The 25,076-nt window shown below is 73.2% G+C and carries 22 protein-coding genes, 2 tRNA genes and 2 pseudogenes; 14 read left to right on the forward strand and 12 right to left on the reverse strand.

The window, feature by feature from the left end:
* Positions 1 to 39 precede the first annotated feature (39 nt).
* From ACYVGN_RS06925 to ACYVGN_RS06945, 5 genes and pseudogenes are all read left to right on the forward strand, one after another.
* A complete protein-coding gene (locus ACYVGN_RS06925; RefSeq protein ID WP_460789701.1) occupies positions 40 to 843 on the forward strand; it encodes a M23 family metallopeptidase in 804 nt (267 codons plus the stop codon).
* 358 nt (positions 844 to 1,201) lie between these two features.
* Positions 1,202 to 1,699, forward strand: a complete 498-nt coding sequence (locus ACYVGN_RS06930; RefSeq protein ID WP_460789703.1) for an HNH endonuclease — start codon at positions 1,202 to 1,204, stop codon at positions 1,697 to 1,699.
* Positions 1,700 to 1,818: 119 nt separating this feature from the next.
* On the forward strand, positions 1,819 to 2,517 hold the full coding sequence (locus ACYVGN_RS06935; protein ID WP_460789705.1) for a hypothetical protein: 699 nt from the start codon (positions 1,819 to 1,821) through the stop codon (positions 2,515 to 2,517).
* Between the two features lie 7 nt (positions 2,518 to 2,524).
* Positions 2,525 to 6,314, forward strand: a pseudogene (locus ACYVGN_RS06940) (Pls/PosA family non-ribosomal peptide synthetase).
* 44 nt (positions 6,315 to 6,358) lie between these two features.
* Positions 6,359 to 7,669, forward strand: coding sequence for a M1 family metallopeptidase (locus ACYVGN_RS06945; protein ID WP_460789734.1), 1,311 nt, complete (start codon positions 6,359 to 6,361; stop codon positions 7,667 to 7,669).
* On the opposite strand, the gene ACYVGN_RS06950 is transcribed toward ACYVGN_RS06945, so the two are convergent.
* From ACYVGN_RS06950 to ACYVGN_RS06970, 5 genes are all read right to left on the reverse strand, one after another.
* Positions 7,626 to 8,213, reverse strand: a complete 588-nt coding sequence (locus ACYVGN_RS06950; protein WP_460789707.1) for a hypothetical protein — start codon at positions 8,211 to 8,213, stop codon at positions 7,626 to 7,628. The two genes, ACYVGN_RS06945 and ACYVGN_RS06950, sit on opposite strands and share 44 nt — an antisense overlap.
* Before the next feature lie 46 nt (positions 8,214 to 8,259).
* Positions 8,260 to 8,334, reverse strand: a tRNA-Arg gene (locus tag ACYVGN_RS06955).
* A gap of 104 nt (positions 8,335 to 8,438) precedes the next feature.
* Positions 8,439 to 8,720 (reverse strand): Fe-S cluster assembly protein HesB, encoded by a 282-nt coding sequence (locus ACYVGN_RS06960; RefSeq protein ID WP_134745863.1) that lies wholly within the window; start codon positions 8,718 to 8,720, stop codon positions 8,439 to 8,441.
* A gap of 137 nt (positions 8,721 to 8,857) precedes the next feature.
* Positions 8,858 to 9,205: a histone-like nucleoid-structuring protein Lsr2 gene (locus tag ACYVGN_RS06965; RefSeq protein ID WP_460789709.1), complete on the reverse strand. Its 348-nt coding sequence runs from the start codon at positions 9,203 to 9,205 to the stop codon at positions 8,858 to 8,860.
* Between the two features lie 96 nt (positions 9,206 to 9,301).
* Positions 9,302 to 10,165, reverse strand: coding sequence for a helix-turn-helix transcriptional regulator (locus tag ACYVGN_RS06970; protein WP_460789711.1), 864 nt, complete (start codon positions 10,163 to 10,165; stop codon positions 9,302 to 9,304).
* A gap of 119 nt (positions 10,166 to 10,284) precedes the next feature.
* On the opposite strand from ACYVGN_RS06970, the gene ACYVGN_RS06975 reads away from it, so the two are divergent.
* Positions 10,285 to 10,653 carry a DUF485 domain-containing protein gene (locus ACYVGN_RS06975; RefSeq protein ID WP_460789736.1) on the forward strand — a complete coding sequence of 123 codons (369 nt, stop codon included), beginning with the start codon at positions 10,285 to 10,287 and terminating at the stop codon, positions 10,651 to 10,653.
* Positions 10,650 to 12,257 (forward strand): solute symporter family protein, encoded by a 1,608-nt coding sequence (locus tag ACYVGN_RS06980; protein WP_460789713.1) that lies wholly within the window; start codon positions 10,650 to 10,652, stop codon positions 12,255 to 12,257. The genes ACYVGN_RS06975 and ACYVGN_RS06980 overlap by 4 nt, the downstream gene beginning before the upstream one ends.
* A gap of 80 nt (positions 12,258 to 12,337) precedes the next feature.
* Here ACYVGN_RS06980 and ACYVGN_RS06985 read toward each other — a convergent pair whose 3' ends face one another.
* Complete coding sequence (locus ACYVGN_RS06985) at positions 12,338 to 12,976, reverse strand: DNA-3-methyladenine glycosylase I (protein WP_460789738.1); 639 nt, start codon at positions 12,974 to 12,976, stop codon at positions 12,338 to 12,340.
* Between the two features lie 78 nt (positions 12,977 to 13,054).
* Positions 13,055 to 13,417: pseudogene (locus ACYVGN_RS06990) on the reverse strand (methylated-DNA--[protein]-cysteine S-methyltransferase); the annotation flags it as partial.
* Between the two features lie 366 nt (positions 13,418 to 13,783).
* On the opposite strand from ACYVGN_RS06990, the gene ACYVGN_RS06995 reads away from it, so the two are divergent.
* Together ACYVGN_RS06995 and ACYVGN_RS07000 are read left to right on the forward strand one after the other, a co-directional pair.
* Positions 13,784 to 17,431, forward strand: coding sequence for an AAA family ATPase (locus tag ACYVGN_RS06995; protein WP_460789740.1), 3,648 nt, complete (start codon positions 13,784 to 13,786; stop codon positions 17,429 to 17,431).
* Positions 17,428 to 17,640 carry a hypothetical protein gene (locus ACYVGN_RS07000; RefSeq protein ID WP_460789715.1) on the forward strand — a complete coding sequence of 71 codons (213 nt, stop codon included), beginning with the start codon at positions 17,428 to 17,430 and terminating at the stop codon, positions 17,638 to 17,640. Before ACYVGN_RS06995 ends, ACYVGN_RS07000 begins: the two co-directional genes overlap by 4 nt.
* Before the next feature lie 64 nt (positions 17,641 to 17,704).
* Here the strand turns inward: ACYVGN_RS07000 and mscL are convergent, their stop codons facing one another.
* The 3 genes from mscL to ACYVGN_RS07015 form a co-directional block, all read right to left on the reverse strand.
* Positions 17,705 to 18,115, reverse strand: coding sequence for a large conductance mechanosensitive channel protein MscL (mscL, locus tag ACYVGN_RS07005; protein WP_055989121.1), 411 nt, complete (start codon positions 18,113 to 18,115; stop codon positions 17,705 to 17,707).
* A 46-nt stretch (positions 18,116 to 18,161) separates the two neighbouring features.
* Complete coding sequence (locus ACYVGN_RS07010) at positions 18,162 to 18,443, reverse strand: FmdB family zinc ribbon protein (protein ID WP_460789717.1); 282 nt, start codon at positions 18,441 to 18,443, stop codon at positions 18,162 to 18,164.
* Between the two features lie 69 nt (positions 18,444 to 18,512).
* Positions 18,513 to 19,106: a 5-formyltetrahydrofolate cyclo-ligase gene (locus ACYVGN_RS07015; RefSeq protein WP_460789719.1), complete on the reverse strand. Its 594-nt coding sequence runs from the start codon at positions 19,104 to 19,106 to the stop codon at positions 18,513 to 18,515.
* A gap of 67 nt (positions 19,107 to 19,173) precedes the next feature.
* Here ACYVGN_RS07015 and galU point away from each other — a divergent pair, with 67 nt between their 5' ends.
* The 4 genes from galU to ACYVGN_RS07035 all read left to right on the forward strand — a co-directional run bounded on the left by galU (position 19,174) and on the right by ACYVGN_RS07035 (position 22,076).
* The gene (gene galU, locus ACYVGN_RS07020; protein WP_055989077.1) at positions 19,174 to 20,061 is read left to right on the forward strand and encodes a UTP--glucose-1-phosphate uridylyltransferase GalU; all 888 of its coding nucleotides are present in this window, start codon (positions 19,174 to 19,176) and stop codon (positions 20,059 to 20,061) included.
* Between the two features lie 32 nt (positions 20,062 to 20,093).
* Positions 20,094 to 20,702: a GNAT family N-acetyltransferase gene (locus ACYVGN_RS07025; RefSeq protein WP_055989080.1), complete on the forward strand. Its 609-nt coding sequence runs from the start codon at positions 20,094 to 20,096 to the stop codon at positions 20,700 to 20,702.
* Positions 20,703 to 21,017: 315 nt separating this feature from the next.
* Positions 21,018 to 21,923, forward strand: a complete 906-nt coding sequence (locus ACYVGN_RS07030; RefSeq protein WP_134747266.1) for an AAA family ATPase — start codon at positions 21,018 to 21,020, stop codon at positions 21,921 to 21,923.
* 80 nt (positions 21,924 to 22,003) lie between these two features.
* A tRNA-Ala gene (locus ACYVGN_RS07035) sits at positions 22,004 to 22,076 on the forward strand.
* 55 nt (positions 22,077 to 22,131) lie between these two features.
* Here the strand turns inward: ACYVGN_RS07035 and ACYVGN_RS07040 are convergent.
* A complete protein-coding gene (locus ACYVGN_RS07040) occupies positions 22,132 to 22,806 on the reverse strand; it encodes a type 1 glutamine amidotransferase domain-containing protein (RefSeq protein ID WP_460789722.1) in 675 nt (224 codons plus the stop codon).
* Between the two features lie 115 nt (positions 22,807 to 22,921).
* Between ACYVGN_RS07040 and ACYVGN_RS07045 the strand changes: the two genes are divergently transcribed.
* Positions 22,922 to 23,806 (forward strand): LysR family transcriptional regulator, encoded by an 885-nt coding sequence (locus ACYVGN_RS07045; protein ID WP_460789724.1) that lies wholly within the window; start codon positions 22,922 to 22,924, stop codon positions 23,804 to 23,806.
* A gap of 5 nt (positions 23,807 to 23,811) precedes the next feature.
* Here the strand turns inward: ACYVGN_RS07045 and ACYVGN_RS07050 are convergent, their stop codons facing one another.
* Entirely contained in the window at positions 23,812 to 24,504 is a 693-nt protein-coding gene (locus ACYVGN_RS07050; protein ID WP_460789726.1) for a glycosyltransferase, read from the reverse strand.
* Positions 24,505 to 25,076 lie beyond the last annotated feature (572 nt).

The raw sequence follows: 25,076 nt of genomic DNA on the forward strand, positions 1-25,076 counted from the left end.
ACCTCTCTCGTCCCGTCCCGTCCCGCAAGCGCCCGCTCCGTGCGATCGACCATCCGTCGCGCCGAGCGTGAGGCGCGTCGCGCCGGCAAGCCCCGCGTCGGTCCCCTGCGGGCCATCGGCACCGTCGCCGCGGTCGGCGCCCTGATCGCCGGCGTGGCCTTCCCGGCCTACGCGGCGATCCAGTCCGACACCGAGGCCGTCACCATCCACGACGTCGCCGCCGGCGAGGCCCAGTCGCTCGTCGTCGCCTCCGAGGTCGAGTCGCCCGAGCTGACCGGCTCGAGCTACGCCGCCACGACCCCCGAGGAGATCGCCAAGGCCGAGGCCGAGCGCGCCGCGGCCGAGCGGGCCAAGGAGCAGGCGGAGGCCGCCAAGGCCGCCGCTGCCGCCGCCGCGAAGGCCCAGTCCTCGAGCGCCTCGGTCGCCTCGGCCCCGTCGGTCGCCAGCGCGGCCGCCCCGGTCTTCAACGGCAGCTTCGGCTCGCCCCTGCCCGGCGGCTCGTACTACATCAGCCGCTCGGTGGGCGGCGCCCACCAGGGCACCGACATGGTGAGCCCCGCCGGCACCCCGATCTACGCGGTCGCCTCCGGCAGCGTCGTGACGGCCGGCTACTCGGGCGCCTACGGCAACCTGGTCACGTTCGTCGGAAACGTCAACGGCTCGTCCGTGGAGGTCCGCAACGCCCACATGAGCTCGATCGCCGTGAGCCCCGGCCAGACGGTCTCGGCCGGCCAGATCATCGGCTACGTCGGCACCACCGGCCGCTCGACCGCCAACCACCTCCACATCGAGGTGCGCATCAACGGCGGCCTGGTCGACCCGGTCAACGTCCTCCCCATCTGACCGGACCCCCGCGTCCTCGAGAGCCCCGGCATCCGCCGGGGCTCTCGTCGTCTGCGCGACACGCAGGAATTCACCGTGCGTTCGGCGCACGGCTCACCCGCGTGGGCTACCCTGATCCCGTCGCCGAGAGGGACGAAGGGAGAAGCCGATGGAGCGAATACCTCGCATCCGCACCATGGATGCGCTCGGGCGTTACGTCCTTCGGCATCGTGTGCACACGGGCCGCGGTCACACCGCGGTGGAGAAGGCGCTGTCTGCGTGACAGCGCCTTTTTTCGTCTCTACACATCCCTGAGCCCCGCGACGCGGCAGATGTTCGAGAGCCCGGAAGCCGTCCGGGACCCATCGAGAGGATGCAGATGCGCACGCTGGTGCTGAATGCGGGCTACGAGCCCCTCGCCGTGGTGTCGTTCAAGCGGGCCCTGGTGCTCGTGATGAACGAGAAGGCGACCGTCATCGAACACGACGCGGAGGAGCCCGTCTGGGGCACCCGCGCCTCGTACGACCGCCCCGCGGTGATCGTGCTCACCCGCTACGTGCGGGTGCCGGTCTCGCGGCGCACCCCGGTCACGCGCCGGGGCGTGCTGCGCCGCGACGCGTACCGGTGCGCGTACTGCGCGAAGCCGGCGTCGACCATCGACCACATCCTGCCCCGCTCGCGCGGCGGCGCCGACTCATGGGAGAACCTGGCGGCCTGCTGCCTGCGCTGCAACAACATCAAGAGCGATCGCACGCCGCAGGAGATGGGGTGGGAGCTGCGCATCACGCCGAGGCCGCCGCACGGCACGGCGTGGAGCGTGCGCGGCGCCGAGCGCGCGGACCCGCGTTGGGAGCCCTACCTCGCCCTCGCGGCCTGAGATCTCGGGATCGAGCCGCCTGATGACGCGGCCGTTCTCCTGCCGTTTCCCGGTGGCCGGTAGACTCTGCGGCCGCGCACGGCGCGCGATCCTCGGGACCTGAGAGGGAGGGGCCGATCGTGGCGAAGAAGACCAAGACCGAGAAGGCGGCGGAGTCGGCGGTCGCGGCCGCCGCCGACGCCGCGAAGGGCGCGAAGAAGCTCAGCAGGACGCTGCCGAGGAAGGACGCGAACAAGCTGCGCTCGCTCGCCGAGGAGGCCGCCGCCGTGGCCGACGTCTCGAAGAAGAAGGTCGCGCGCAAGCCGCGCAAGGTCGAGAAGGCGGCGACGGCCGCCCTGGCCGCGCTCGTGAAGGCGACCGGCAAGGTTGAGGCGAGGCTCGCCGCGCGCAGGGCCGCCGAGAAGGCTGCGGAGAAGAAGGCGGCGGCGAAGCTCGTCGAGAAGGCCCGCAGGCGCGCGGAGGCGCGCGAGGCGCGACCGGTGCATGAGGAGCCGCCCGCGGTCGAGGTCTCGTCGGCCGCGGCCGCCGAGGCCGCCGAGGCCGCCGAGGCCACCGCGGCCCCCGAGGTGCCCGAGGCGCCGGTGGAGGAGGCGCCGCCGGCCGACGTCGAGGACCTCGCCACGATCGGCGCCCCCGCCCCGGCGGTGGCGAACGAGCCCGCGCCGCGGAGGCGGGCGCCGAAGGCGGCCGTGGCGCCGTTCGACGCGTCCGACCTCTCGTCGCTCACGGTCGCCGAGCTGCGCGCGAGGGCCCGCGCAGAGCAGCGCACCGGGTACTCGCGCCTGACCAAGGCGCAGCTCCTCGAGCTGCTCTCCTGACGCGCGCGTGCTCACCGCAGAGGCCGCCGGTCCCCTGAACCGGAGCGGCGCGACGCCGCCCGCCCGGACGCTGATCGACATCCTGCGCGAGACCGCGCAGCGCCACCCCGAGGCCTCGGCGCTCGAGGACGAAGGCGTGCGGCGCGGCGACCGCGTCGGCGTGCGGATGCCGTCGGGCGACCGCGAGCTGTACATCGCGATCCTCGGCGTCATGGCGGCGGGCGCCGCCTACGTGCCCGTCGACGCCGACGACCCGCAGGAGTGGGCGGATCTGGTGTTCGGCGACGCCGCCGTGCGCGGCGTGGTCGGGCCGGGCGGAGAGTATCGGGCCGCCGACGCCGCGGCGGATGCGGCCGCCGGAGCCGGCGCGCTGTTCGCGGGCGAGGATCCGCATCCGGCCACCCACGCCACCGCGGTGGTCGCGCCGCCCACGACCGAGGACGACGCCTGGATCATCTTCACGTCGGGATCGACGGGCGTGCCGAAGGGCGTCGCGGTCTCGCACCGGTCCGCCGCGGCGTTCGTCGACGCCGAGGCCCGCCTGTTCCTGCAGAGCGCCCCGCTCGGACCGGGTGACCGCGTGCTCGCGGGCCTGTCCGTGGCGTTCGACGCGTCGTGCGAGGAGATGTGGCTCGCCTGGCGCCACGGAGCCTGCCTCGTGCCGGCCCCGCGCGCGCTGGTCCGCTCCGGGGAGGACCTCGGGCCCTGGCTGGTCGGGCACGGGATCACGGTGGTCTCGACGGTCCCGACCCTCGCCGCGCTGTGGCCTCAGGACGCGATCGAGAACCTGCGGCTGCTGATCTTCGGCGGCGAGGCGCTGCCGCCCGAGCTGGCGGCGCGCCTCGCGAGCGACGAGCGCGAGGTCTGGAACACGTACGGTCCCACGGAGGCCACGGTCGTGGCCTGCGCGGCCCTGATGGATGCGGACGCGCTCGCGGCGGGGGAGCCGGTGCGCATCGGCCTGCCGCTCGACGGCTGGGCGCTCGCGGTGGTGGACGCCGAGGGCAGCCCGGTCGCGGAGGGCGAGGTCGGCGAGCTCATCATCGGCGGCGTGGGCCTGGCGCGCTATCTGGATCCGGCGAAGGACGCCGAGAAGTACGCCCCGATGCCCGCCCTGGGGTGGGAGCGCGCGTATCGTTCGGGCGACCTCGTCCGCGCGGACGCCGCCGGCCTGGTGTTCCAGGGGCGGGCCGACGACCAGGTGAAGATCGGCGGGCGCCGGATCGAGCTCGGCGAGGTGGAGTCCGCGCTGCAGGCCCTCACGGCGGTGTCGGCGGCCACCGTGGTCGTGCAGCGCACGGAGGGCGGCGTACCGCTGCTGGTCGGCTACGTCGTCCCGGTGGACGGGTTCGACCGGCAGATCGCGCGCGCGGAGCTCGCCGAGACGCTGCCGGCGCCGCTCATCCCGGTCCTGGCCGTGATGAGTGGCTCGGCGTGCTCGGGATCCGGCCCGCCGACGAGTCCGCCGACTTCTTCCAGCTCGGAGGCGGGTCGCTCGCGGCCGCGCAGCTCGTCTCGCGCATCCGGGCGCGCGCGCCCGAGTTCACGATGGCCGACGTCTACGATCTGCCGCGACTGGGGCAGATGGCCGCCGCGGTCGAGGCCGAGTCGACGGACGAGCCGCACGACGTCGCGCGCATCGCACACCCGACCCCGCGGCGCATGCAGTGGGTGCAGACCCTCCTGGGCGCGCCGCTGCTCGCCCTGAGCGGCGCGCGGTGGATCGTGTGGCTGCTCGCGGCGAGCTGGATCCTGCAGCTGCTGCCGGGGTTCGAGGTGCTCCCGGACGCGCCGTGGTGGGCGATCCTGCTGGGCATCCTCGTGTTCGCGACGCCGTTCGGGCGGATGGCGATCGCCGCGGCGGCCGCCCGCCTGCTGCTCGGGGGCGTCCGGCTCGGCGACTACCCGCGCGGCGGCGGCGTGCACCTGCGCCTCTGGCTGGCCGAGCAGATCGCGCACCAGATCGACCCCGTCGGCCTCGCGGGCGCCCCGTGGGTGACCTACGCCCGCGCGCTCGGCGCCCGCATCGGCGAGGGCGTGGACCTGCACACGCTGCCGCCCGTCACGGGCATGCTTCAGGTCGGCGCGGGGGCGGCGATCGAGCCGGAGGTCGACCTCAGCGGGTACTGGATCGACGGCGACACCGTGCGCATCGGCGGGGTGCGGATCGGGGCCGGCGCCACGATCGGATCGCGCAGCACGCTCGCGCCGGGCGCGCGGATCGGCCGCGGCGCCGAGGTGGCCCCCGGCTCTGCGGTGTTCGGGCGCGTCAGGGCGGGGCAGCGCTGGGCGGGCTCGCCCGCGGTCCGGGTGGGCGGCGTCTCCGAGCCGTTCGCCGCGAGCCGGCCCGCGGCGCCGCGCCGCTGGCTGTGGGCGTACGCGGCGTCGTCGCTCGTGCTGGGGCTCCTGCCGTTCGCGGCGTTCGCCGTCGGCGGTCTCGTGCTCTCGGCCGGATTCCGCGGCGCCCCGTCGCTCGCCGATGCCATCCCGGGCATCCTGCTGTGGCTCGTGCCGGCGGTGCTCGCGGCGGGGGTCGCCTTCGCGGGCGGGGTGCTCGCGCTCGTGCGGCTCCTGTCGATCGGCCTGACCGAGGGCGTGCCCCCGGTCCGCAGCCGGGTCGCGTGGCAGGCGTGGACGGTCGAGCGCCTTCTCGACTCGGCCCGCACGCTCCTGTTCCCGATCTACTCCAGCCTGTTCACGCCCGTGTGGCTGGGGCTGCTCGGCGCCCGCGTGGGGCGCGAGGTGGAGGCCTCCACGGTCCTGCTCATCCCGTCGATGACGACGATCGACGACGGAGCGTTCCTCGCCGACGACACCATGGTCGCGACGTACGAGCTGCGGGGCGGCTGGATGCGCCTCGCGGCCGCGCGGATCGGAAAGCGCGCGTTCCTCGGGAACTCGGGCCTGGCGGGCGCGGGGCACCGCGTGCCCAAGGACGCCCTGGTGGCCGTGCTCTCGGTCGCGCCCGAGAAGGCGAAGGCGGGCTCGTCGTGGCTCGGATCGCCCGCTGTGCGCCTGCGCCGGGTCGTGAACGAGGCCGACCTCGAGCGCACCTACCGCCCGCGCACCTCGCTGCGGGTGGCGCGCGCCCTGTGGGAGCTGTGCCGCTTCGTGCCCCCGTGGTCGTCACGTGCGCGCTCGGCGTCGCGGTCATGCTGACCCTGGCCTGGCTCATCTCCGTCGTGGGAGTGCTCGGCGCGTTCCTCCTGTCCGGCGTCGTCCTGCTGGCGGCGGGCGCGCTCGCCGCGGCCGTCACGACGATCGCGAAGTGGACGTTCGTGGGCGCCATCCGGGCGGGCGAGCATCCGCTGTGGTCGAGCTTCGTGTGGCGGACCGAGGTCGCCGACACGTTCACCGAGATGCTCGCGGCGCCGTGGTTCGCGAACGCGGCGGCGGGCACGCCGGCGCTCGCGGTCTGGCTCCGCTCGCTCGGCGCGCGGATCGGACGCGGCGTGTGGACCGACAGCTACTGGCTGCCGGAGCCCGACCTCGTCTCACTCGGCGACGGCGCCACGGTGAACCGCGGGTGCGTCGTGCAGACGCATCTGTTCCATGATCGGGTGATGAGCATCGACACGGTCACGCTGGAGCCCGGCGCCACGCTGGGGCCGCACAGCGTGATCCTGCCCGCCGCGACGATCGCCGCGGCCGCGACCGTCGGCCCCGCGTCGCTCGTGATGCGCGGCGAGTCCGTGCCGGCCGCCAGCCGCTGGAGCGGCAACCCGATCGGCCCGTGGCGCGCGGTCAAGGTGCGCGCGTACCAGGCGGTGGAGCGACCCTCCGGGGCGACGCCGTGAAGCCCGACGCCTAAACGCCGCGCAGCGGCGACCCGAACGTCCGCATCGACCACTACGACCTCGTGCTCGACTACCGCGTGGGCGCCAACCGGCTGTCCGGCACGGCCACGCTCAGCGGCCGTGTGCGCGACCGCGCCCGGTCGATCTCGCTCGACCTGATCGGGCTGCGCGCGTCGCGCGTGAAGGCCACGCGGGGGATGGACGTCACGCACCGCCAGTCCGACGGGCGGCTGAAGGTGAGCTTCGCCCGGGCGCTGGAGGCGGGCGAGACGTTCACGATCGCGATCTCGTACGCCGGCTCGCCGCGCCCGCGCTCGACCCGCTGGGGCGCGCTCGGGTGGGAGGAGCTGGCCGACGGCGTGCTCGTCGCCTCGCAGCCGACCGGCGCCCCGACCTGGTTCCCGTGCAACGACCTGCCGCGCGACAAGGCCACGTACCGGATCGAGATCACGACCGGCCCGGAGTACACGGTCGTCGCGGGCGAGCCGACGACGCCCGAGACGCGGCGCGGCCGCCGCACCTGGCGCTTCGAGCTCGCCGTGCCGACCCCGACCTACCTGGTGGCGCTGCACATCGGCCGGTACGCGCGCCGCGACGTCGCGCTCGGGGCGGTGCGGGGCGCGATCCTGTATCCGCGCGCGATCGAGGCCCGCGTGGACGCCGACTTCGCGGACCTGCCGCGCATGATGGCCGCGTTCGAGGACGCGTTCGGCCCGTACCCGCTGCCCGGCTACACGGTCGTGGTCACCGAGGACGATCTCGAGATCCCCCTCGAGGCGCAGGGCATGGCCGTGTTCGGAGCGAACATCGACGGCCGGGGCGGGCTCGAGCGGCTGATCGCCCACGAGCTCGCGCACCAGTGGTTCGGCAACAGCGTGGGAGTGCACCGCTGGCGCGACATCTGGCTCAACGAGGGCTTCGCCTGCTACGCGGAGTGGATCTGGTCGGAGCGGTCCGGCGGTCCGGATGCGCACGGCCTCGCCCTGGCCCACCACGCGCAGCTCGCGCACGAGCCGCAGGACCTGGTGCTGTCGGACCCCGGCGCGGACCGGATGTTCGACGACCGCGTGTACAAGCGCGGGGCGCTGACGCTGCACGCGCTGCGGCTCACGGTCGGCGACGACGCGTTCTTCGGCATCCTGCGCGCGTGGACGGCCGCACACCGGGACGGCACCGCCAAGACCGCCGACTTCCTGCGCCTGTGCGAGGAGACGGCCGGCCCCGCGGTCGTGGAGATGCTCCGGGCCTGGCTGGACGACGAGGAGCTGCCGCGGCTGCCCAAGGGCGGCTCGCACGCGCCGCCCGCGCCGATCAGCCCGTCGCTCCCCGCCGGGGGAGCGCCAGCGCCACGCTGACGACGCACCCCTCCGGCGCGGGCCCGTCCGCGACCTCGATCGCGTCCGGGCGCCCCGGGACGCGCGCGAGCGCCGATCCGGGCAGACGGTCTCCCGCGACGCTCGAGACCGCCAGTTCGCCCGGAGGGACCCGCAGCCCGCGTCCGTCAGTCTTGAGCACGGCCTCGATCCGGGTCCAGCCGCGCAGGTCCGGGGGCGGCAGCGGGGCGAACAGGGGAGCGAGGTCGTCGAGCACGGAGCCGGCGGCGCCTCGCTCGACGTCCACGCCCAGCGAGTCCGCATCCCGCGCGTGCGCGGCGGCGGCCACGATCGTCGCGCCCGCGTATGCAAGGGCGACAGCCACGGGGGCGGCGAGGGCCCGCGGCGCGCCGTGGTCGTGCCCGCCGCAGCGCGCGCAGCGCCGCGCGACGCGCTCGTCCGCCCCGGGGGCGACCCGGCGGATCAGATCCGCGAGCAGCCGGTCGCCGGCGCGGGAGCGGGTCTCCATCTCGCCGACGTCGTCCCAGGCGATCAGCACGGGCCCGAGCTGCCGGATGTCGGACATGCGCGCTCCCGGGGCGGGCGGTGCCAACGGCACTCGCGGCGATCGCTGGTGCCCCTGGAGGGACTCGAACCCCCAACCGTTTCCTTAGGACGGAACTGCTCTTCCATTGAGCTACAGAGGCTGGCCCGTCCAGTCTACGGGGTGCGCTCGGCCGGGCCCGGAGACGCGACGCGGCGCCGCCTGGACGGATCCGGGCGGCGCCGCGTCTGCGCGTCTGTCGGCGCGCTACTGCTGCAGTGCGAGGGCGAAGCGGACGCCCTCCTGGGTGACCTGCGCGTCGAGCACCTTGTCGTCGAGCTCGTTGGCGGCGACCTGCTCGAGGAACACGCGGGCGTCGCCGTTCTCGATGACGGTGTCACCCTGCTCCGGCGACGGCGCGAGCGTCAGGGCGTAGCCCTCGGCCGACGCGCTCGTGCCCTGGATGCGAAGACCGGCGGTCGCGGCGTCCGGCGTCTGCTGCACGATGGTGCGAACCGCGTCCGCGGCGTTCTCGGTGAGCGTGAGCATCTGGCTCTCCTTCCCTCGGGACCGGCCACGATTCCGAGAATGGGAGCCGATTGCAAGGCTGACGCCCGACGTCCAGGCGATACACACCTGTATGCGACGTCGGGCGTCAGTGGGACAAAAGGAAATGAGGCGTGCGGTCAGTTCGCCGCTTCGTATGCCTCGATGATGTTGGCGGGAACGCGGCCGCGCTCCGAGATCGAGTATCCGTTTTTCTTGGCCCACTCACGAATAGGGGCGTAATCAGTCTGACCGCCTCGACGACGTCCGCGCGCGGGAGCCGAGCTCGACGACGAACCGGACGACATGCGGCGCGCGGCCGAAATGTATTTCGCGAAATCGTCGCGCAGAGCCTGGGCGTTGTCTGCGGTGAGGTCGATCTCGTAGCTCTTGCCGTCGAGCGAGAACAGGACGGTCTCGCCTTCTCCGGGCTCGAGGACGGTGCCGTCGATGTCATCGACGAGCTGGTGAACGATTTTTCGGGCCATGCCTGAGATGATAATGCTCGCGATGGGCATTTCACACCGGAGAGAAGTGCCCATCAGGGGGGGATGTGGATATTCCGCCGCGAAAGGCGGAATCTGCTAAGGAAGCAGGCCCCATTTCCGTGCTCGCGCGACCGCGGCATGGCGCGTCGAGGCATCGAGTTTCGCCATCGCCGCGCCCAGATATGCCTTGACGGTTCCCTCGCGCAGGCCGAGAAGCGCGCCGATCTGCGCATTCGTCTCGCCCAGCGCGGCGCGCGCGAGCACGTCCACCTCGCGCGGCGACAGGCGCACCTCGGGAACGGGCTCGAGTCGCGTCGTGTGGGCGTCGCCGGAGAGCGCGGCGAGCCGGCGCTCCACGTCGGCGAGCCGGGCCCGGATGGCGGGGTCGTCGATCGCGGAGGCGATCGCCCGCAGCTCGGCGTAGCTCTCGCGCAGCTCCTCCCGCTGCTGCGGCGCCAGCGCGCCGGGGTGATCCGCCGCGGTCCCGTCGGTCGCGGGTCGTCGGGTCTCGTCGCGCCGGCTCAGCTCCGCGGCGACCTCCTCGGCGACGCGCACGGCCGGCGCGGCCGCCACTCCTCCGATGTTCCGGTCGCCCCACGCGCCTCCGTAGAGCACGCCGCGCGCGCGACCGTCGACCACGATCGGCGCCGCCATCAGGGTGCGGATCCCCTCGCCCAGGATGTAGCCGTCGTAATCGTGCGTGATCTGGCGCGCCGTGCGGTAGTCGCCGGTCATGCGCGGGCGCAGCTCGATCATGGCGCGTCCGCCGAGGCCGCGCTCCAGCTGGACGGCGAGCCCCTCGAGGGAATCGGTGTGGGTGCCGTGGAAGGCGGTCATGCGCGCGACGCCGCCCTCGACCAGGCCCCCGAAGGCGACGGGGAAGCGGGTGCGGCGGGACAGCTCGACCACGGCGTCCGCGACCAGTCGGCGGTCGTCGGCGAGCTGCTGCGGCAGGGTCAACCGGCTACCTACTTTCGGGGGTGACGGGCCTTCCCCGTCTTTCGTAGCGTCGAACCTATCACCGGCTCCGCGTGCGCGCAGGGCCGTTCGCGGCGCGACGCAGCGCCGCGGTTCTCGACATGTGGCAAGGAGGCCTCGTGACAGAAACGCCCACCGGTGCGCCCGCGAAGGGACGCATCGATTACATCGCGGTGGAGGATTCGCCCCGATTCCGGGAGCTGAAGCGCGCACACCGCGGCTTCGTGTTCCCGCTCGCCGCGTTCTTCCTGATCTGGTACTTCGTGTACGTCCTGCTCGCCGGATGGGCGCCCGGATTCATGGCGCAGAAGGTGTTCGGCGATGTCAACGTGGGTCTGCTGATCGGACTCGGGCAGTTCGTCACCACGTTCGCGATCACGATGGCGTACGTGTCGTTCGCGAACAAGCGGCTCGACCCGCAGTCGTCGGCCATCCGTGAGGACCTCGAGAAGCAGGAGGCGGGCGCATGAACGCGGTCTTTGCGGCGGCCGCACCGGCCGCGGAGAACAATCCCGTCCTGAACATCGCGATCTTCGGGGCGTTCGTCGCGGTGACGCTGTTCATCGTCATCCGCGCGTCGCGCAACAACAAGTCGGCGGCGGACTTCTACGCGGGCGGGCGCTCGTTCTCGGGGCCGCAGAACGGCTTCGCGATCGCCGGTGACTATCTGTCGGCGGCGTCCTTCCTCGGCATCGTCGGCGCGATCGCCGTGAACGGATACGACGGATTCCTGTATTCGATCGGCTTCCTTGTGGCCTGGCTCGTCGCCCTTCTGCTGGTCGCGGAGCTGATGCGCAACACCGGAAAGTTCACGATGGCCGACGTGCTCTCCTTCCGGCTCAAGCAGCGCCCCGTGCGCATGGCGGCCGCCATCAGCACCCTCACGGTGTGCTTCTTCTACCTGCTCGCGCAGATGGCGGGCGCGGGCGGGCTGGTGTCGCTGCTCCTCGGCGTCAGCGACAAGGTCGGCACCGCGGCGGTCGTCACGGTGGTCGGCGTCCTGATGGTGGGCTACGTGCTCATCGGCGGCATGAAGGGCACCACCTGGGTGCAGATCGTGAAGGCGTTCCTCCTCATCGGCGGTGCGATCCTGATGGCGCTGTGGGTGCTGGTCATCCACGGGTTCGACTTCAACACGCTGCTCGGCGCGGCTGTGCAGGCCTCGCCCGACGGCGAGGCGACCCTGGCTCCCGGCCTGCAGTACAAGAACCCGATCGACTTCCTGTCGCTCGGTCTGGCGCTCGTGCTGGGCACGGCGGGCCTGCCGCACGTCCTGATGCGCTTCTACACCGTGCCGACGGCCAAGGAGGCGCGCCGCTCGGTCGTATGGGCGATCTGGCTGATCGGCCTGTTCTACCTGCTGACGCTGGTGCTCGGCTACGGCGCCGGCGCGCTCGTCGGCGAGGAGACGATCCTCGCGGCGCCCGGCGGCGTGAACTCGGCGGCGCCTCTGCTCGCGCAGGCGCTCGGCGGTGCGGTGCTCATGGGCATCATCTCGGCCGTCGCGTTCGCCACGATCCTGGCGGTGGTCGCCGGCCTGACCATCACGGCCGCCGCGTCGTTCTCGCACGACATCTACAACGGCGTGATCAAGCGCGGCACCGCCACGGAGGGTCAGGAGCGCAAGGTCGCGAACGTGACGATCCTGGTGATCGGCGCCCTCGCGATCATCGGCGGCATCGCGGTGCTGGGTCAGAACGTGGCCTTCCTCGTGGCGCTCGCGTTCGCGATCGCCGCGTCGGCCAACCTGCCGACCATCCTGTACTCGCTGTTCTGGCGCGGCTTCACCACGCGCGGAGCCGTGTGGAGCATGTACGGCGGTCTGGCGGCCGCGATCATCCTGATCGCGCTCTCGCCCGTGTTCTGGGGCACGCCCACGAGCGTGTTCGGCGAGACCGGCGTCGCGATCTGGCCGCTGAGCAACCCGGGCATCGTCTCGATCCCGGTCGGGTTCCTGCTCGGCTGGCTCGGGTCGATCACGACGCCCAAGGGCGCGGAGGACCCGCGGCTCGCGGCCGAGATGGAGGTGCGATCGCTCACCGGCCACGGCGCCGAGAAGGCGGTGCACCACTAGAAGCGGAGGGGGAGCCGAGCGCCGGCTCGGGGCGGCCTACACGCCCCGGGTCGGCGCTCGGTGGTCTCCGGCCCCCGTCGTCAGGTCCACACGCCGCTGGTGCCGCGACGGTGGCTGCCCACGAGATGCGTGTCGACGATGCCCACGGCCTCCATCAGCGCGAACATCGTGGTCGGCCCCACGAACCGGAAGCCGCGGCGCTTGAGCTCCTTGGACAGCGCGACCGACTCGGGCGACGACGAGGGGATCTCGGCATAGCTGCGCGGCGCCGGGGTCTGCGCGGGGCGGAAGCTCCACACCAGGTCCGCCAGGCCGCCGTCGGACCGCAGCGCCACGGTCGCGCGGGCGTTGCCGATCGTCGCGAGGATCTTCGCGCGGTTGCGCACGATGCCGGCGTCGGCCATGAGGCGCTCGAGGTCGGCCTCGCCGAACGCGGCCACCGCATCCGGATCGAATCCCGCGAACGCCGCCCGGAAGGCGGGCCGCTTGCGGAGGATGGTCGCCCACGACAGCCCGGACTGGAAGCCCTCCAGGCTGAGGCGCTCGAACAGGCCCTGCTCGTCCCGGATCGGCATGCCCCATTCGGTGTCGTAGTACGCCTGCATGAGCGGATCGCGGGCGGCCCACAGCGGCCGGGTCAGCCCGTCCGCCCCCGTGACGAGGTCGTCGGTCTGCGAGGCGGCCGATGCGGATGCGGGCGGCGGAGCGGTGTCGGTCATGGGCGTCGGCTCCTCAGGGCGGGGGGGGGCGGGTGGGATGACGGCGGACGCGGCGCCGCTCGCACGGCGCTCGAGGTCGACCAGGAAGCGCTTGGCGCCGGGATCCGATCCGTACTCGCCGAGCGAGCCGTCGGCGCGCACGACGCGGTGCACGGGCACGACGAGCGAGAACGGCGTGGTCCGGCACGCGGTGCCGACCGCCCGATGCGCGCCGGGGCGGCCCGCGCGCGCGGCGACCTCGCCGTAGCTCGCGGTCTCGCCGTAGGGGATGTCGCACACGGCCTGCAGGGCCTCGCGGGCGAAGCCGCGCGTCAGGCCCCAGTCGAGATCGACGTCGAAGGCCATGCGCTCGCCGTCGAAGTACTCCTCGAGCTGCGCGCGGAGCGGATCGGCGGAGCCGGGGGCCCGATCGGGGACGACCCCCTGCTCGCGCGCGAGCATCTCGAGCGCCCAGCGGGTGTCGTCGCTCGTGACCCGCAGCGCGAGAAGGCCCGCGTCGGACAGCACGGCGATCGCGGTGCCGACGGGGGTCGGGATCAGGTCGTAGCGGAGGGTCACGCTCCCATCCTGGCCGGGTCCGGCGACACCGGCGGCCCCCCGCAGCTGCTGTGAGACGGGCGGGGCGGAAGTGACGCATGTGGACGAGCGGGACGCCGCCCACCGGGAGGCCCGGCCCAATCCGGCGAAACTCCGCGGCACGCCGCGTCGATCCCTCCGCGCGCGCCTACCCTGGCTCACGTGTGGCGAGCAGAAGGCAGCGCCGCGGTCGACGACACCGTGGCAGACACGGGCGCGATCGTGACGCCCATGGATCTCGGCGTGGCCGAGCCCGGGGCGGTGATCGCGCACGTGGCGGACCCCGAGCGCGAGCGCATGCGGATCGTCGCGGGCGACCTCGGCGGGCCGTCGCCGCTGCTGCACTACCCGCTGGGCGGAGACGCCGAGGCGGGCATCGACATCACGCGCGCGCACCCCGGGAGCCTCCCGCAGTTCATCACGGGCAAGTCGACGCTGCTGTCGAACCTGTTCCGCGACGAGGTCGCGCTGCGCACCGCGCGCATCGCCGCCGAGCGCATCACGGCGAAGCACCTCGAGCTGCGCACGGTGCGCGGCATCGACGCCGTGCGCCTGGCGGTCGGCATGGCCGTGTGGAGCATCGGCGGCGAGGAGTTCGCCGCTCCGGTGCTGCTGCGTCCGCTCGCCATCCGGCGCCACCACTCCGACTTCGAGCTGAAGCTGCACGGCCGCTTCCACGTGAACCCCGAGCTGGTCCGCGCGGCGCGCGACCACTTCGGCATCGACCTCGACGGCGAGGCGCTCGCGGCGCTCGCGTACGGCGAGGGCGTGTTCAAGCCGCAGCCCGTGATCGACCGGCTCCGGGCGGCCGCCGCCCACGTCGACACCTTCACGGTCAAGCCCCGCCTGGTCGTCTCGACCTTCGCCGACGTCGGCAGCGCGATGGCCCGCGACCTGAGGCGCCTGGACCACCCGCTGCTGAACGCGCTCGCGGGGCACCCCGAGGACTTCGCGGCGCTGGACGCCGACGCGGCCGCCCCGGTCGTGACGAGCCCCGACGAGCGGGCGCCCGCGGCCGACACGCTGCTGCTCGACGCCGACGCGGAGCAGGAGGCGGTGCTCGCGCGCATCGCGGCCGGCCAGTCCCTCGTGGTCCACACGCTGCCCGGCACGGGCGGCACCCAGACCGTGATCAACGCGATCGGATCGCTCGTGCGCGCCGGCAAGCGCGTCCTCGTCGTCAGCGCGCGCCGTTCGACGCTCGACGGCGTGCGCCACCGCCTGTCGGGCATCGGCCTGGACGGGCTGGCGGTCTCGCCCGCGGATCTGCGGCGCGACCTCATCCGCGCGATCGGCCGCAACGAGAAGGCCACGCAGCCCAAGGTCGCCGAGATCGACGACGCCCTGGTGCGGCTGCGCAATGTGCTGCGCGACTACCGTCGCGCGCTGACCCGCACGCACGACCGCCTCGGCGTCTCCGTGCTGGATGCGACGCGCGCGCTCACCAAGCTCGCGAACCTGCCCGAGCCGCCGTCGACCTCGGCGCGCCTGGGCATCCGGGCGCTCGAGGCGCTCGCCGGGGACCGCCGGCAGGCGGCGTCCACGCTCGCTCTCGCGGCGCGACTCGGCGAGTTCAAGATCGGTCCCGACGACTCGCCCTGGTACGGCGTGACCTTCGCCACGACCGAGGAGGCGCGGCGCGCGCACGAGCTCGCGGGCAAGCTGCACCGCAAGAGCGTCCCCGACCTGCTCGAGCGCGGCTACGAGCTCATCGCTCAGACGCACATGCGGCCGTTCACGACGATCGACGAGCTCGGCGAGTTCCTGCGCCTGCTGCACGGCATCCGCGACTCGCTCGACCGCTTCAGCCCCACCGTGTTCGAGCGCCCGCTCGCCGACATGATCCGCGCCTACGGCCCGCGTCGCGAGTCGCAGAACATGACCGGCGCCGCGCGCCGCCGCCTCAAGCGCCTGGCGAAGGAGTACCTGCGCCCGGGCGTCCACATCGCCGACATGCACGACGCGCTCGTGCGCATCCAGCACCAGCGCGCGCAGTGGCAGAAGCTCGTCGACGTCGGCACCATCCCCGACATCCCGCTGGGCCTGGCCGACGTCCAGGTCGAGTGGCAGCGGGTCGAGGCCGAGCTGACGGATCTCGACGGCGCGCTGGGCCGCGGCACGCGCCTGGCAGCGATGCCCGTGCAGCGGCTCGTGCGCACGATCGCCGGGCTCGCCGCCGAGTCCGACGTGTTCGACAACATCGTGGAGCGCGCCGAGCTGCGCACCGAGCTCGCGCGCCTGGGCCTGGAGCCCCTGCTCACGGAGCTGTCCGTGCGTCACGTCGACGAGGCGCGCGTGGGCGACGAGCTCGAGTTCGCCTGGTGGCAGTCGGTGCTCGAGCACCTCCTGCAGAACGACCGCGCGCTGCTGGGTGCCAACACGTCGGTCGTCGACCGCCTCGAGCGCGACTTCCGGCTCGTGGACGAGGCGCACGCGGCGGCCTCCGGCCCTCTCCTCGCGTGGCAGCTGGCCGCGCAGTGGCGGATCGGCATCGTCGACGAGCCCGAGGAATCGGCGGCCCTGCGCCGCGCCCTGACCCAGGGCGAGATCACGCCGGCCGGCCTCGCGGCGGCCGCCCCGACCCTGGCGCGCACGCTCGCGCCCGTGTGGATCGCCTCGCCGTACGATGTGCCGTCGATCCCGGATGAGCCCGCCTTCGACGTCGTGCTCGTCGCGGACGCCGGGGCGATCGGTCTCACGGAGGCGGTTCCGGCCATCCGCCGCGCGCGTCAGGTGGTCGCGTTCGGCGACCCCGTGACGCAGCGCCCGACGCCGTTCGTCGTCGCCGCGACGGGCGAGCCGGCCGAGGACGCGGCGGTCGACCACGACAGCCTGTTCGAGACGCTCGCCGAGGTGCTTCCGGTCGAGACGCTCACCCGCAGCTACCGGGCGGGCGGTGAGGACCTCGCCGAGCTCGTGAACGACGCGTTCTACGGGGGCGAGATCGTCTCCCTGCCGTGGGCCGGCTCCTACCTCGGGCGCGGCAGCCTGTCGGTGGACTACGTCGAGGGCGGCTCCGGCACGCCGGACCCGGTCACCGGCTCGGTCGAGAGCCCGGATGCCGAGGTCGCGCGCGTGGTGACGCTCGTCGTGGAGCACGCGATCAACCGGCCCACGGAGTCGCTCATGGTCGTCACCGCGAGCCGCCGCCACGCCGAGCGCGTGCGCGCCGCCGTCATGGAGGCGTTCGCCGGCCGCGCGGACGTCGCCGACTTCGTGGCCCGCGAGACCGCCGAGCCGCTCGCGGTGCTGACCCTCGAGGAGGCCACGGCCGAGAGCCGCGACCGCGTGATCTTCTCGCTCGGCTACGGCCTCACGAAGCACGGCCGGGTGCTCAGCGACTTCGGCGACCTCTCGACCCCCGACGGCGAGCGCCTTCTCACGGTCGGCATGACCCGCGCGCGCCGCTCGATGGTGATCGTGTCGTCGATCCGGCCCTCGGCGTTCGACGAGGGACGCCTGGAGCACGGCGCCGCGACGCTGATGGGCATCCTCGGCGGCATCGCCGCGCGCGGTCGCGAGGCGCGTCTCGAGGACCTCGCCGACCCGCTCACGCTGGCGCTCGCCCGCGAGCTTCGCCGTCTCGGCGTCGCGGTCGACGTGGACTACCGGGGCCTGCTGCCGCTGGTCGCGCAGCACGCCGGCAAGGCGGTCGTGGTCGAGTCCGACCCGGAGTCGCGCGGCGAGTCCCTGCGCGAGTCGCTGCGCCTGCGGCCGCACGTGCTGCGGCGCCTCGGGTGGCACTACGTGCGCGTGCACGCGTTCGACCTGTACAGCGACCCGGCGGCCGTGGCCGAGCGGATCGCCGCGGTGCTGGGCGTCTCGCCCGAGGCGCAGCGCGCGGACGGCGACACGCAGCCGCTCGACACCCAGCCGTGACCGGCGGATCGGACGAGGAGCCGCGGCAGCGGATCGTGCGCGTGCGCGGCGCGCGCCGCGCAAAGCTGACGCCGGTCGAGGGCACGCTCAGCGACTCCGAGGCCGAGGCGACGCTGCGCGGGGAGGAGCCGGCGCCCGCGAAGCCCGCGGAGGAGGGCCGCGGCCCGAACGACGAGCGCCTGCGCCGCGACGTCCCGCCGCACTACTGACGAAGACGAGAGGCCCGCCCGATCCTGAGGATCGGGCGGGCCTCTCGTGAGCGGTCTGAGCGGATCAGGCCTGGTTGCGGGCGGCGAGCAGGTCGCGGATCTCCGCGAGCAGCTCCTCCTGGGTCGGAGCGGCGGGCTCCGGCTCCTCCTGCACGCCCAGGCGGGCGGCGCGGCGCTCGGCCATCTTGTTCATCGGGACGATGAGCAGGAAGTACACGACGGCCGCCACGGCGAGGAAGTTGATGATCGCCGAGATGATCGCGCCGATGCCGAAGTTGGCCGTGGCGAAGATGCCGGGGATCGGGATGACCCACTCGGCGAGGTTGCCGGACGGCACGAGCGCGCCGATCAGCGGGTTGACGAGGTTGTCGACGACAGCGGTCACGATGGCGGTGAACGCCGCGCCGATGATCACGGCGACCGCGAGGTCGATCACGTTGCCGCGAGTGATGAAGTCCTTGAAGCCCTGGATCATGTGGTCCCCCTTATGTGCCGGTCGTTCCGGCGTCATGGTCTCGGAGTCACGCGCCCGATGCGGGCGTCGTCTCCGGCTTAGATGATGCCGCAGGGGCAGGGGAAGTGCCAGCACCGCCCGAGGAAGCGCCCTGCGTGTCGCGCGCCCCGGCGTTCCGCGAATCGGTGCGGTAGAAGCCGCCGCCGTTGAACGTCACTCCGATGGATCCGTACTGCTTGCGCAGCGCGCCGCCGCACTCGGGGCACTCGGTCAGCGACGGCTCGCTGAAGGACTGGACGGCGTCGAAACGGTGCCCGCACGACTTGCAGGCATAGGCATAGGTGGGCATGCGACCTCGGGTGGCGATCGGTGGTGGGTGTCTGGGTGCGCGTGACCCGCTCGCCGGGGGCGAGGCGGATCAGCGGTCGGCCGGCAGATCCAGGGTGCGCGTCGGGGTGACGACCCCGGAGACCGGCTGGTCGTGCACGTCCCGCGGCACGCTGTCGACCAGTTCCGAATCATAGATGACCGCGTAGACCGGCGGGCGCCGGTCCATCGAGCCCAGCGTCTTGTCGAAGTACCCGCGACCCCATCCCATCCGCATCCCGGTCCGATCGACGGCCGCGGCCGGGATGAGCATGACGTCCACGTCGTTCACCGCGATCGGGCCGAGCAGATCGCCGACGGCCTCCGGCACGCCGAGCGCCGTCTCGACCTCCTCGCCGCCCGGGGAGGCGACCGTCCAGTCGAGCAGGCCGTCCTCGCGCATCACGGGGAGCAGCACCCGGATGCCGTGCGACATGGCCCAGCGGATGAACCCCCGCGTGCCGGGCTCCGTGGGGGAGGAGAGGAAGCAGGACACGCTGCGTGCGCCGAGCCGCGCCACGAGGGCCTCGAGCTGAGCCCGGATCCCCTCGCCGGCGGCTTCGCGCTGCGCGTCGGAGAGGAGCTGACGTCGCTCGCGGAGTTCGGCGCGGAGTGCGCGCTTGGCCTGATCCAGCGTGTCCGTCATGCCGCGATCATACGGGGAGCGCCCCGGGATCACGGGCGGATAACGGGTCGTCGCATACGATGAGGGAATGCATCCCCCGCAGATCAAGGCAGTCATCCCCGCGGCCGGACTGGGCACGCGCTTCCTCCCGGCGACCAAGGCCACTCCCAAGGAGATGCTGCCGGTCGTCGACAAGCCGGCCATCCAGTACGTCGTCGAGGAGGCGGTGGCCGCCGGCATCCGCGATGTGCTCATGATCATCGGGCGCAACAAGAACGCGCTCGCCAACCACTTCGACTCGGTCCCCGAGCTCGAGACCAAGCTGATGGACAAGGGCGACCAGGCCCGCCTGGAGCGCGTGCAGGCGTCGAGCGACCTCGCCGACATCCACTTCGTCCGCCAGGGCGAGCCCAAGGGCCTGGGGCACGCGGTGCTGCGCGCCCAGGCGCACGTCGGCAGCGCGCCGTTCGCGGTCATGCTCGGCGACGACCTGATCGACGAGCGGGACGAGCTGCTCACGACGATGATCGACGAGCAGGCCAAGCGCGGCGCCATGGTCATCGCCCTCATGGAGGTCGACCCCGACAGCATCCACATGTACGGCTGCGCCGACGTCGAGGCCACCGACACCGACGACGTCGTGAAGGTGAAGGGCCTGGTCGAGAAGCCCGCGAAGGAGGACGCGCCGTCCAACCTCGCCATCATCGGCCGCTATGTGCTCACCCCGGAGATCTTCCCGGTCCTGGAGCGCACGCAGCCCGGCAAGGGCGGCGAGATCCAGCTCACGGACGCGCTGCAGGAGGTCGCGGCCGACCCCGAGGGCCCCGGCGTCTACGGCGTCGTGTTCCGCGGTCGTCGCTACGACACGGGCGACCGCGTCGACTACATCAAGGCCATCATGCGCCTCGCCGCCGACCGGGCCGACCTCGGCCCCGAGCTGCGCCCGTGGTTCAAGGAGTTCGCGGCGTCGCTCTGAGCGTGCCCGCCGTTTCGACCACGAGGAGCCGGATGGACGGTCTCGCCCCGCGCCAGCACGGGCCGATCTCCATCCGGCTCGTCCGTTCCCGGGACGCCCGCGTGCTGCAGCACGAGCTCGTGACGAACCGCTCATGGCTGCGGCCCTGGGAGGCGACGAGCCCCGGCGGCCCGGCGCCGCTCGACATGCGCGGCAGCATCCGCCGACTGCTGCAGCAGTACCGCGACGGCCAGGGCGTGCCCTTCGTCATGGAGTACGACGGCGAGATCGCCGGTCAGCTCAACGTGTGGGGGATCGCGCGCGGATCGCTGTCGTCGGCCACGATCGGCTACTGGGTCAGCGAGCGGTTCGCCGGGCGCGGCGTCACGCCGACCGCGGTCGCGCTCGCGACCGACGTGTGCTTCACCGAGCTGCAGCTGCACCGGATGGAGATCTGCATCCGTCCCGAGAACGCCGCGAGCCTGCGCGTCGTGCAGAAGCTCGGCTTCCGGTACGAGGGCCTGCGCCGCCGGTACATCCACATCGACGGCGACTGGCGCGACCACTACGCGTTCGCGCTCACGGCCGAGGAGGTGCCGGAGGGCGTGCTGCAGCGCTGGCTCGCCGGACGCGCGCCCCAGCATGCGGCGGACATCTCCTGACTCACGCCCCGTCGATCGGCTCGGGCACCGCAAGCGGTGCCGCTCGCCGCTCGACCACTGTCGCTGACGCTCCAGTGAGGCGTGAGGGCGCGCTTCGCGCGCGGGCCGCATCCGCAGCACGCTCGCCTGCGGCTCGCACGACGGTCGGCGTACCGCCCCCCGGTCATTGAGTGGCGGGGGACACCCTCCGGTCGTTGAGCGGAGCGAAGCGGAGACGAAACGGCGGGCGGGTGCGCGGCGGGACATGCCCGTGGGTGACCGGACACGCCCGCGGCCTGCGGGGCGGGCGGCGGCGCGTCCCCTACCGTGGGTCGCATGGATGGGCAGCTGCTGGGCGGAGGCGTGGTCGTCGCCGTCGCCGTGCTGCTCTGGCTCGTGTACCTGCTGCCCACCTGGCAGAGCCGCATGCAGTACAACGCGGCCGAGCGCAATGCCGTGCGGCTGAACCAGGCCCTGCGGGTGCTGGCCGAGACGAGCGAGACGCCCGAGGAGGTGCGCGTCGAGCTGACCGCGCGCGAGGCCGCCGCCAAGCAGAAGCTCGCCCGCCGGCTCCAGGCCGAGCGCACGAGGCTGAGCGTCGAGCAGGCGCGCCTGCAGGCCGAGAAGGATCTCGTCGCGCTCGAGCGGCAGCGGATGGAGCTCGCCCGCCAGCGGTCCACGCCGGCGGTCCGTCAGGCGAAGGCCCGACGCCGCGTGCGCCTCGTCGCGACCGCGCTCTCGCTCACCGGGCTCGCCGGCGCCGGCTTCGGCGCCTGGGCGCTCCTCGCCGGAGGGGGAGCGCTGTGGCTGTCACTCGGCGTCGGCGCCGCGATGACCGGGGCTCTCGTGCTGCAGCGGATGGCCGCGGTCCAGGCTCGGGCGGCCCGCCGGGTGGTCGCGCCGCCGGTCGTGCAGTCCGTTCGCCGCTCGGCGCCCGGCACGCTCATCGACGAGGCGGATCGGGGATGGGTCCCGCGTCCGCTTCCCGCGCCGCTGTCGACCACGAGCGGATCCCGCGCGCAGGCGGCCCGCGCCGAGCGTGACGCGCGCGAGGCGTTGCGCCGCGCGGCGCAGGAGGAGGCGCTGCGCGCCCGCGCCGAGCAGCTGCGCCCCGCGCCCGTCCCCATCGAGACCGCTCGTCCCGCCGCGGCGGCATCGCCGTTCGCGGGGATGGGGTACGTCGACGACGCCGAGATCGAGGCGCACGTGCGCGAACTGCTCGCGCGCCGCGCCACGGCCTGACGCCCGTCGCGGCGCGCCCGACGGTTCCGGCCGATGTGCGGGAGCGCCCGCCGGGTCTGGTAATGTAGTCCGAGGTTCACGGGCCCATGGCGCAGTTGGTAGCGCGTCTCGTTCGCAATGAGAAGGTCGGGGGTTCGAATCCCCCTGGGTCCACCGGAACGCAGAAGGCCCCGCCGCATGGCGGGGCCTTCTGTCATTGCCGACGGGACTACGCGCTCAGGCGGCCGAGGAGTGCGCGGGCGACCGACGCGGATGACTGCGGGTTCTGCCCCGACACCAGCGCGCCATCCTCCACGACGTGATCCGCCCAGGGCTCGGCAGCCTCGACCCGCACGCCCTGCGCGCGCAGCGTGCTCTCGAGAAGCCAGGGTGCCTTGTCGGCGAGCCCGCCCTGACGCTCCTCCTCGTCGGTGAAGGCCGCGACCTTCCGGCCCTCCGCGGTGAGGGAGCCGTCCTCACGCCGCGCGGCAAGCAGGGCGGCGAGCCCGTGGCACACGAGGGCGAGGGGCTTGTCGGTCTCGAGCGCCTCGGCGAGGAGCGCCCCCGACGTCGGATCCGACGCGAGGTCCTCCATGGGGCCGTGGCCACCGGGGTAGAACACCGCGTCGAACGCGGCCAGGTCGATGTCGTCGAGCCGGCGCGGCGCCTGCAGGCCCTCGATCGCCGCGAGCGCGTCCCGGGCATCCTCGTCTGCGGCGAGGGAGCCCTCGTCGGCGACCGGCGCCACGCCGCCCGGCGTCGCGAAGACGACCTCGTGGCCGGCGTCGGTCAGCAGGCGGTAGGGCGTCAGGAGCTCCTCGGCCCAGTAGCCGGTGGGGTGCGAGGTGCCGTCGGACAGCGTCCAGGAGCGGGCGCCGGTGACGACGAAAAGGACGGTGGACATGTCTCTCCTCCAACGTGGGATGCGACGTCCGGGCGGGCGCCGCATCCGTCACAACGCACCGCGACCCCCGCTCTTCCGATAGCTTCGCGATATGGGTCATAGATCTGCTGATGGGTTGGATCGCCTTCCGCTGTGGCGCGCGTTCCTCGCCGTGCACGCGTCGGGATCGCTGTCCGGCGCCGCGCGCACGCTCGGCCTCACCCAGCCGGCCGTGACCGCGCAGCTCAGGTCGCTCGAGGAGGTCCTGGGCGAGCGGCTGTTCGAGCGGAGCGCGCGAGGCGTCACACCCACGCCCCGCGCCGACGAGCTCGCGGCACGCCTCGCCGGTCCGTTCGCGGCGGTCGCCGAGGCGATCGGCGGCGCCGGCGCGGGTGACGACGGGCCGCATCCACCGGTGCGGCTCGGGGGAGCGGCGGATCTCCTGGCCGAGGTCGTCGTCCCGGCGCTCGCGCCCCTGGTCGCCGCGGGGGTGCGGCTGCAGGTCGTCCCGGGGTCGAGCGGCGCCCTGGTCGACAGCCTGCGCGCGGGGGTGCTCGACCTCGTGGTGGCCTCCGAGCGACCGCGCGGACGCTCGGTGCTCGCGACGCCCGTCACGGACGAGACGTTCATCCTCGTGGCCGCACCCGGGGTGGTGCCGACGCCGGTCGCGTCCGCGGACGATCTCGGAGCGGTGCCGCTGCTGGCCTACGCACACGACGTGCCCATCCTGCGCCGGTACTGGCGCCACGTCTTCGGCGCGCGCCTCGAGCGAGAGCCAGCGCTCACGTTCCCCGACCTGCGCGCGCTGCGCGAGGCCGCGCTCGCGGGCGCCGGCGCCACGGCGCTTCCGCTGCACGCCTGCCGCGAGGTCCTGGCGAGCGGACTGCTGGTCGACCTGCACCCGAGCGACGACCCGCCGATCAACACCCTGTTCCTGGTCCGCCGGTCGGGAGCACCCGCCCCGCACGTGGAACGCGTGCGGGCGGCCGTGACGCGTGCGGTGATCGACGCCCTGAACTAGACCGGTCAGCCGGGCCTCTGCAGCCAGCCGCGCGCCGTGAGATACCGCAGGAACTCGTACTTCTCTCGAATGAGCCGGGCGAACTGGTTGCGGGTGTCGGGGATGAACCAGAAGGTCGCTCGGGACCGGCGGAGCGTCCATCCCATGAGGTGCTGGGCGACGTAGCTGAGCCAGACGTCCTCGACGAACCGGAACCGGTCCGGGCACTCGAACACGCGGTCGTCGAGGAAGACCGACGTGTCGATGATCATCCCGCAGGTGCCGAGGTACTGCGCCCGCCGGCCGCGTCGCACGGGCACCCGGAGCCAGTAGTGCGGTGGGAACAGGAAGCGGTACGCCCACCATCCCGTCGCGGTGCGCGGCCGCGCCTCGCCGACCAGCGTGCGGATCGTGCGCGGGCCGAACAGCTGGTCGTCGTCGATGAACACGACGTGCGGATGGGACGGGGCGAGCTCGCGGGCCAGGTGGAAGCGGCCGAAGCCCCCGATGTTCTCGGGGCTGTGGTGGAAGCGCACGGGGAGCGGGCCCTCGGCGGCGGCAGCCTCCAGCTGCTCGGAGATGGCGGGGTTGTTGTTCCACACGTGGAGCTCGACGGACACGTCGGACTGCGCCGCCAGGGCGCGCAGGGTGCGGCGGAAGTACTCCGGCCGCCGCCAGGTGCACATCACGACCGGGATCCTCGCGGGCGCATCGCTCACGGAGCGACCGTAACGCGGTGCGGGCCCGCCGCCGAGGGGCTTCCGAGCGGTGCGAGCCGTCGCTACAGTCACGCCCTACGGGCCCCTCGGCGGCCTGACGGCATCGCCGCTACGGGGCGCGGGAGAGCCTGAGCCGGGGCGGGGACGGTGCGACACGCCCGGGGGATGGCCGGGTTTGCCCCGCCCCCGGGATCCACGTAATGTATTCCCTTGTCGCCGCCAAGCGGTGAGGTTGAGCCGGAAGGCTCCCACCCCAGGTCGACGACGAACTCCACGACAGAACCACCCGGAACGGGTGCGACTGGCGTGGGATTGCTGCCCGCTCTGCGGTCACAGCGACACGGAGTGTCGATTTGACAGCGAGAGAGCGAGCGGTAAGATAGAGAAGTTGCCCCGGAGGGCTGCGGCGGGAGTCGCAGGGCTGGGAGCATCCGATCCTTGAGAACTCAACAGCGTGCACTTGTCAAATGCCAAATAACCTCGGCAACCTGCCTTTTTGGTCGGTTGCGAGATTCCTTTGGATCAATTTTGGAAGTCAGTTTTGACATCCGTTTTTGGTCAGCATCAAACTC

This window comes from Microbacterium lacusdiani (genome assembly GCF_054779895.1).

Excerpts from the sequence above, each read along its gene's own strand:
- ACYVGN_RS06930 (WP_460789703.1), top strand. The coding sequence starts at position 1,202 with ATGCGCACGCTGGTGCTGAATGCGGGCTACGAGCCCCTCGCCGTGGTG.
- ACYVGN_RS06950 (WP_460789707.1), bottom strand. The coding sequence starts at position 8,213 with ATGTCCGACATCCGGCAGCTCGGGCCCGTGCTGATCGCCTGGGACGAC.
- ACYVGN_RS06960 (WP_134745863.1), bottom strand. The coding sequence starts at position 8,720 with ATGCTCACGCTCACCGAGAACGCCGCGGACGCGGTTCGCACCATCGTG.
- ACYVGN_RS06965 (WP_460789709.1), bottom strand. The coding sequence starts at position 9,205 with ATGGCCCGAAAAATCGTTCACCAGCTCGTCGATGACATCGACGGCACC.
- ACYVGN_RS06975 (WP_460789736.1), top strand. The coding sequence starts at position 10,285 with ATGTGGCAAGGAGGCCTCGTGACAGAAACGCCCACCGGTGCGCCCGCG.
- ACYVGN_RS06980 (WP_460789713.1), top strand. The coding sequence starts at position 10,650 with ATGAACGCGGTCTTTGCGGCGGCCGCACCGGCCGCGGAGAACAATCCC.
- ACYVGN_RS06985 (WP_460789738.1), bottom strand. The coding sequence starts at position 12,976 with ATGACCGACACCGCTCCGCCGCCCGCATCCGCATCGGCCGCCTCGCAG.
- ACYVGN_RS06995 (WP_460789740.1), top strand. The coding sequence starts at position 13,784 with ATGGATCTCGGCGTGGCCGAGCCCGGGGCGGTGATCGCGCACGTGGCG.
- mscL (WP_055989121.1), bottom strand. The coding sequence starts at position 18,115 with ATGATCCAGGGCTTCAAGGACTTCATCACTCGCGGCAACGTGATCGAC.
- ACYVGN_RS07010 (WP_460789717.1), bottom strand. The coding sequence starts at position 18,443 with ATGCCCACCTATGCCTATGCCTGCAAGTCGTGCGGGCACCGTTTCGAC.
- ACYVGN_RS07015 (WP_460789719.1), bottom strand. The coding sequence starts at position 19,106 with ATGACGGACACGCTGGATCAGGCCAAGCGCGCACTCCGCGCCGAACTC.
- galU (WP_055989077.1), top strand. The coding sequence starts at position 19,174 with ATGCATCCCCCGCAGATCAAGGCAGTCATCCCCGCGGCCGGACTGGGC.
- ACYVGN_RS07025 (WP_055989080.1), top strand. The coding sequence starts at position 20,094 with ATGGACGGTCTCGCCCCGCGCCAGCACGGGCCGATCTCCATCCGGCTC.
- ACYVGN_RS07030 (WP_134747266.1), top strand. The coding sequence starts at position 21,018 with ATGGATGGGCAGCTGCTGGGCGGAGGCGTGGTCGTCGCCGTCGCCGTG.
- ACYVGN_RS07040 (WP_460789722.1), bottom strand. The coding sequence starts at position 22,806 with ATGTCCACCGTCCTTTTCGTCGTCACCGGCGCCCGCTCCTGGACGCTG.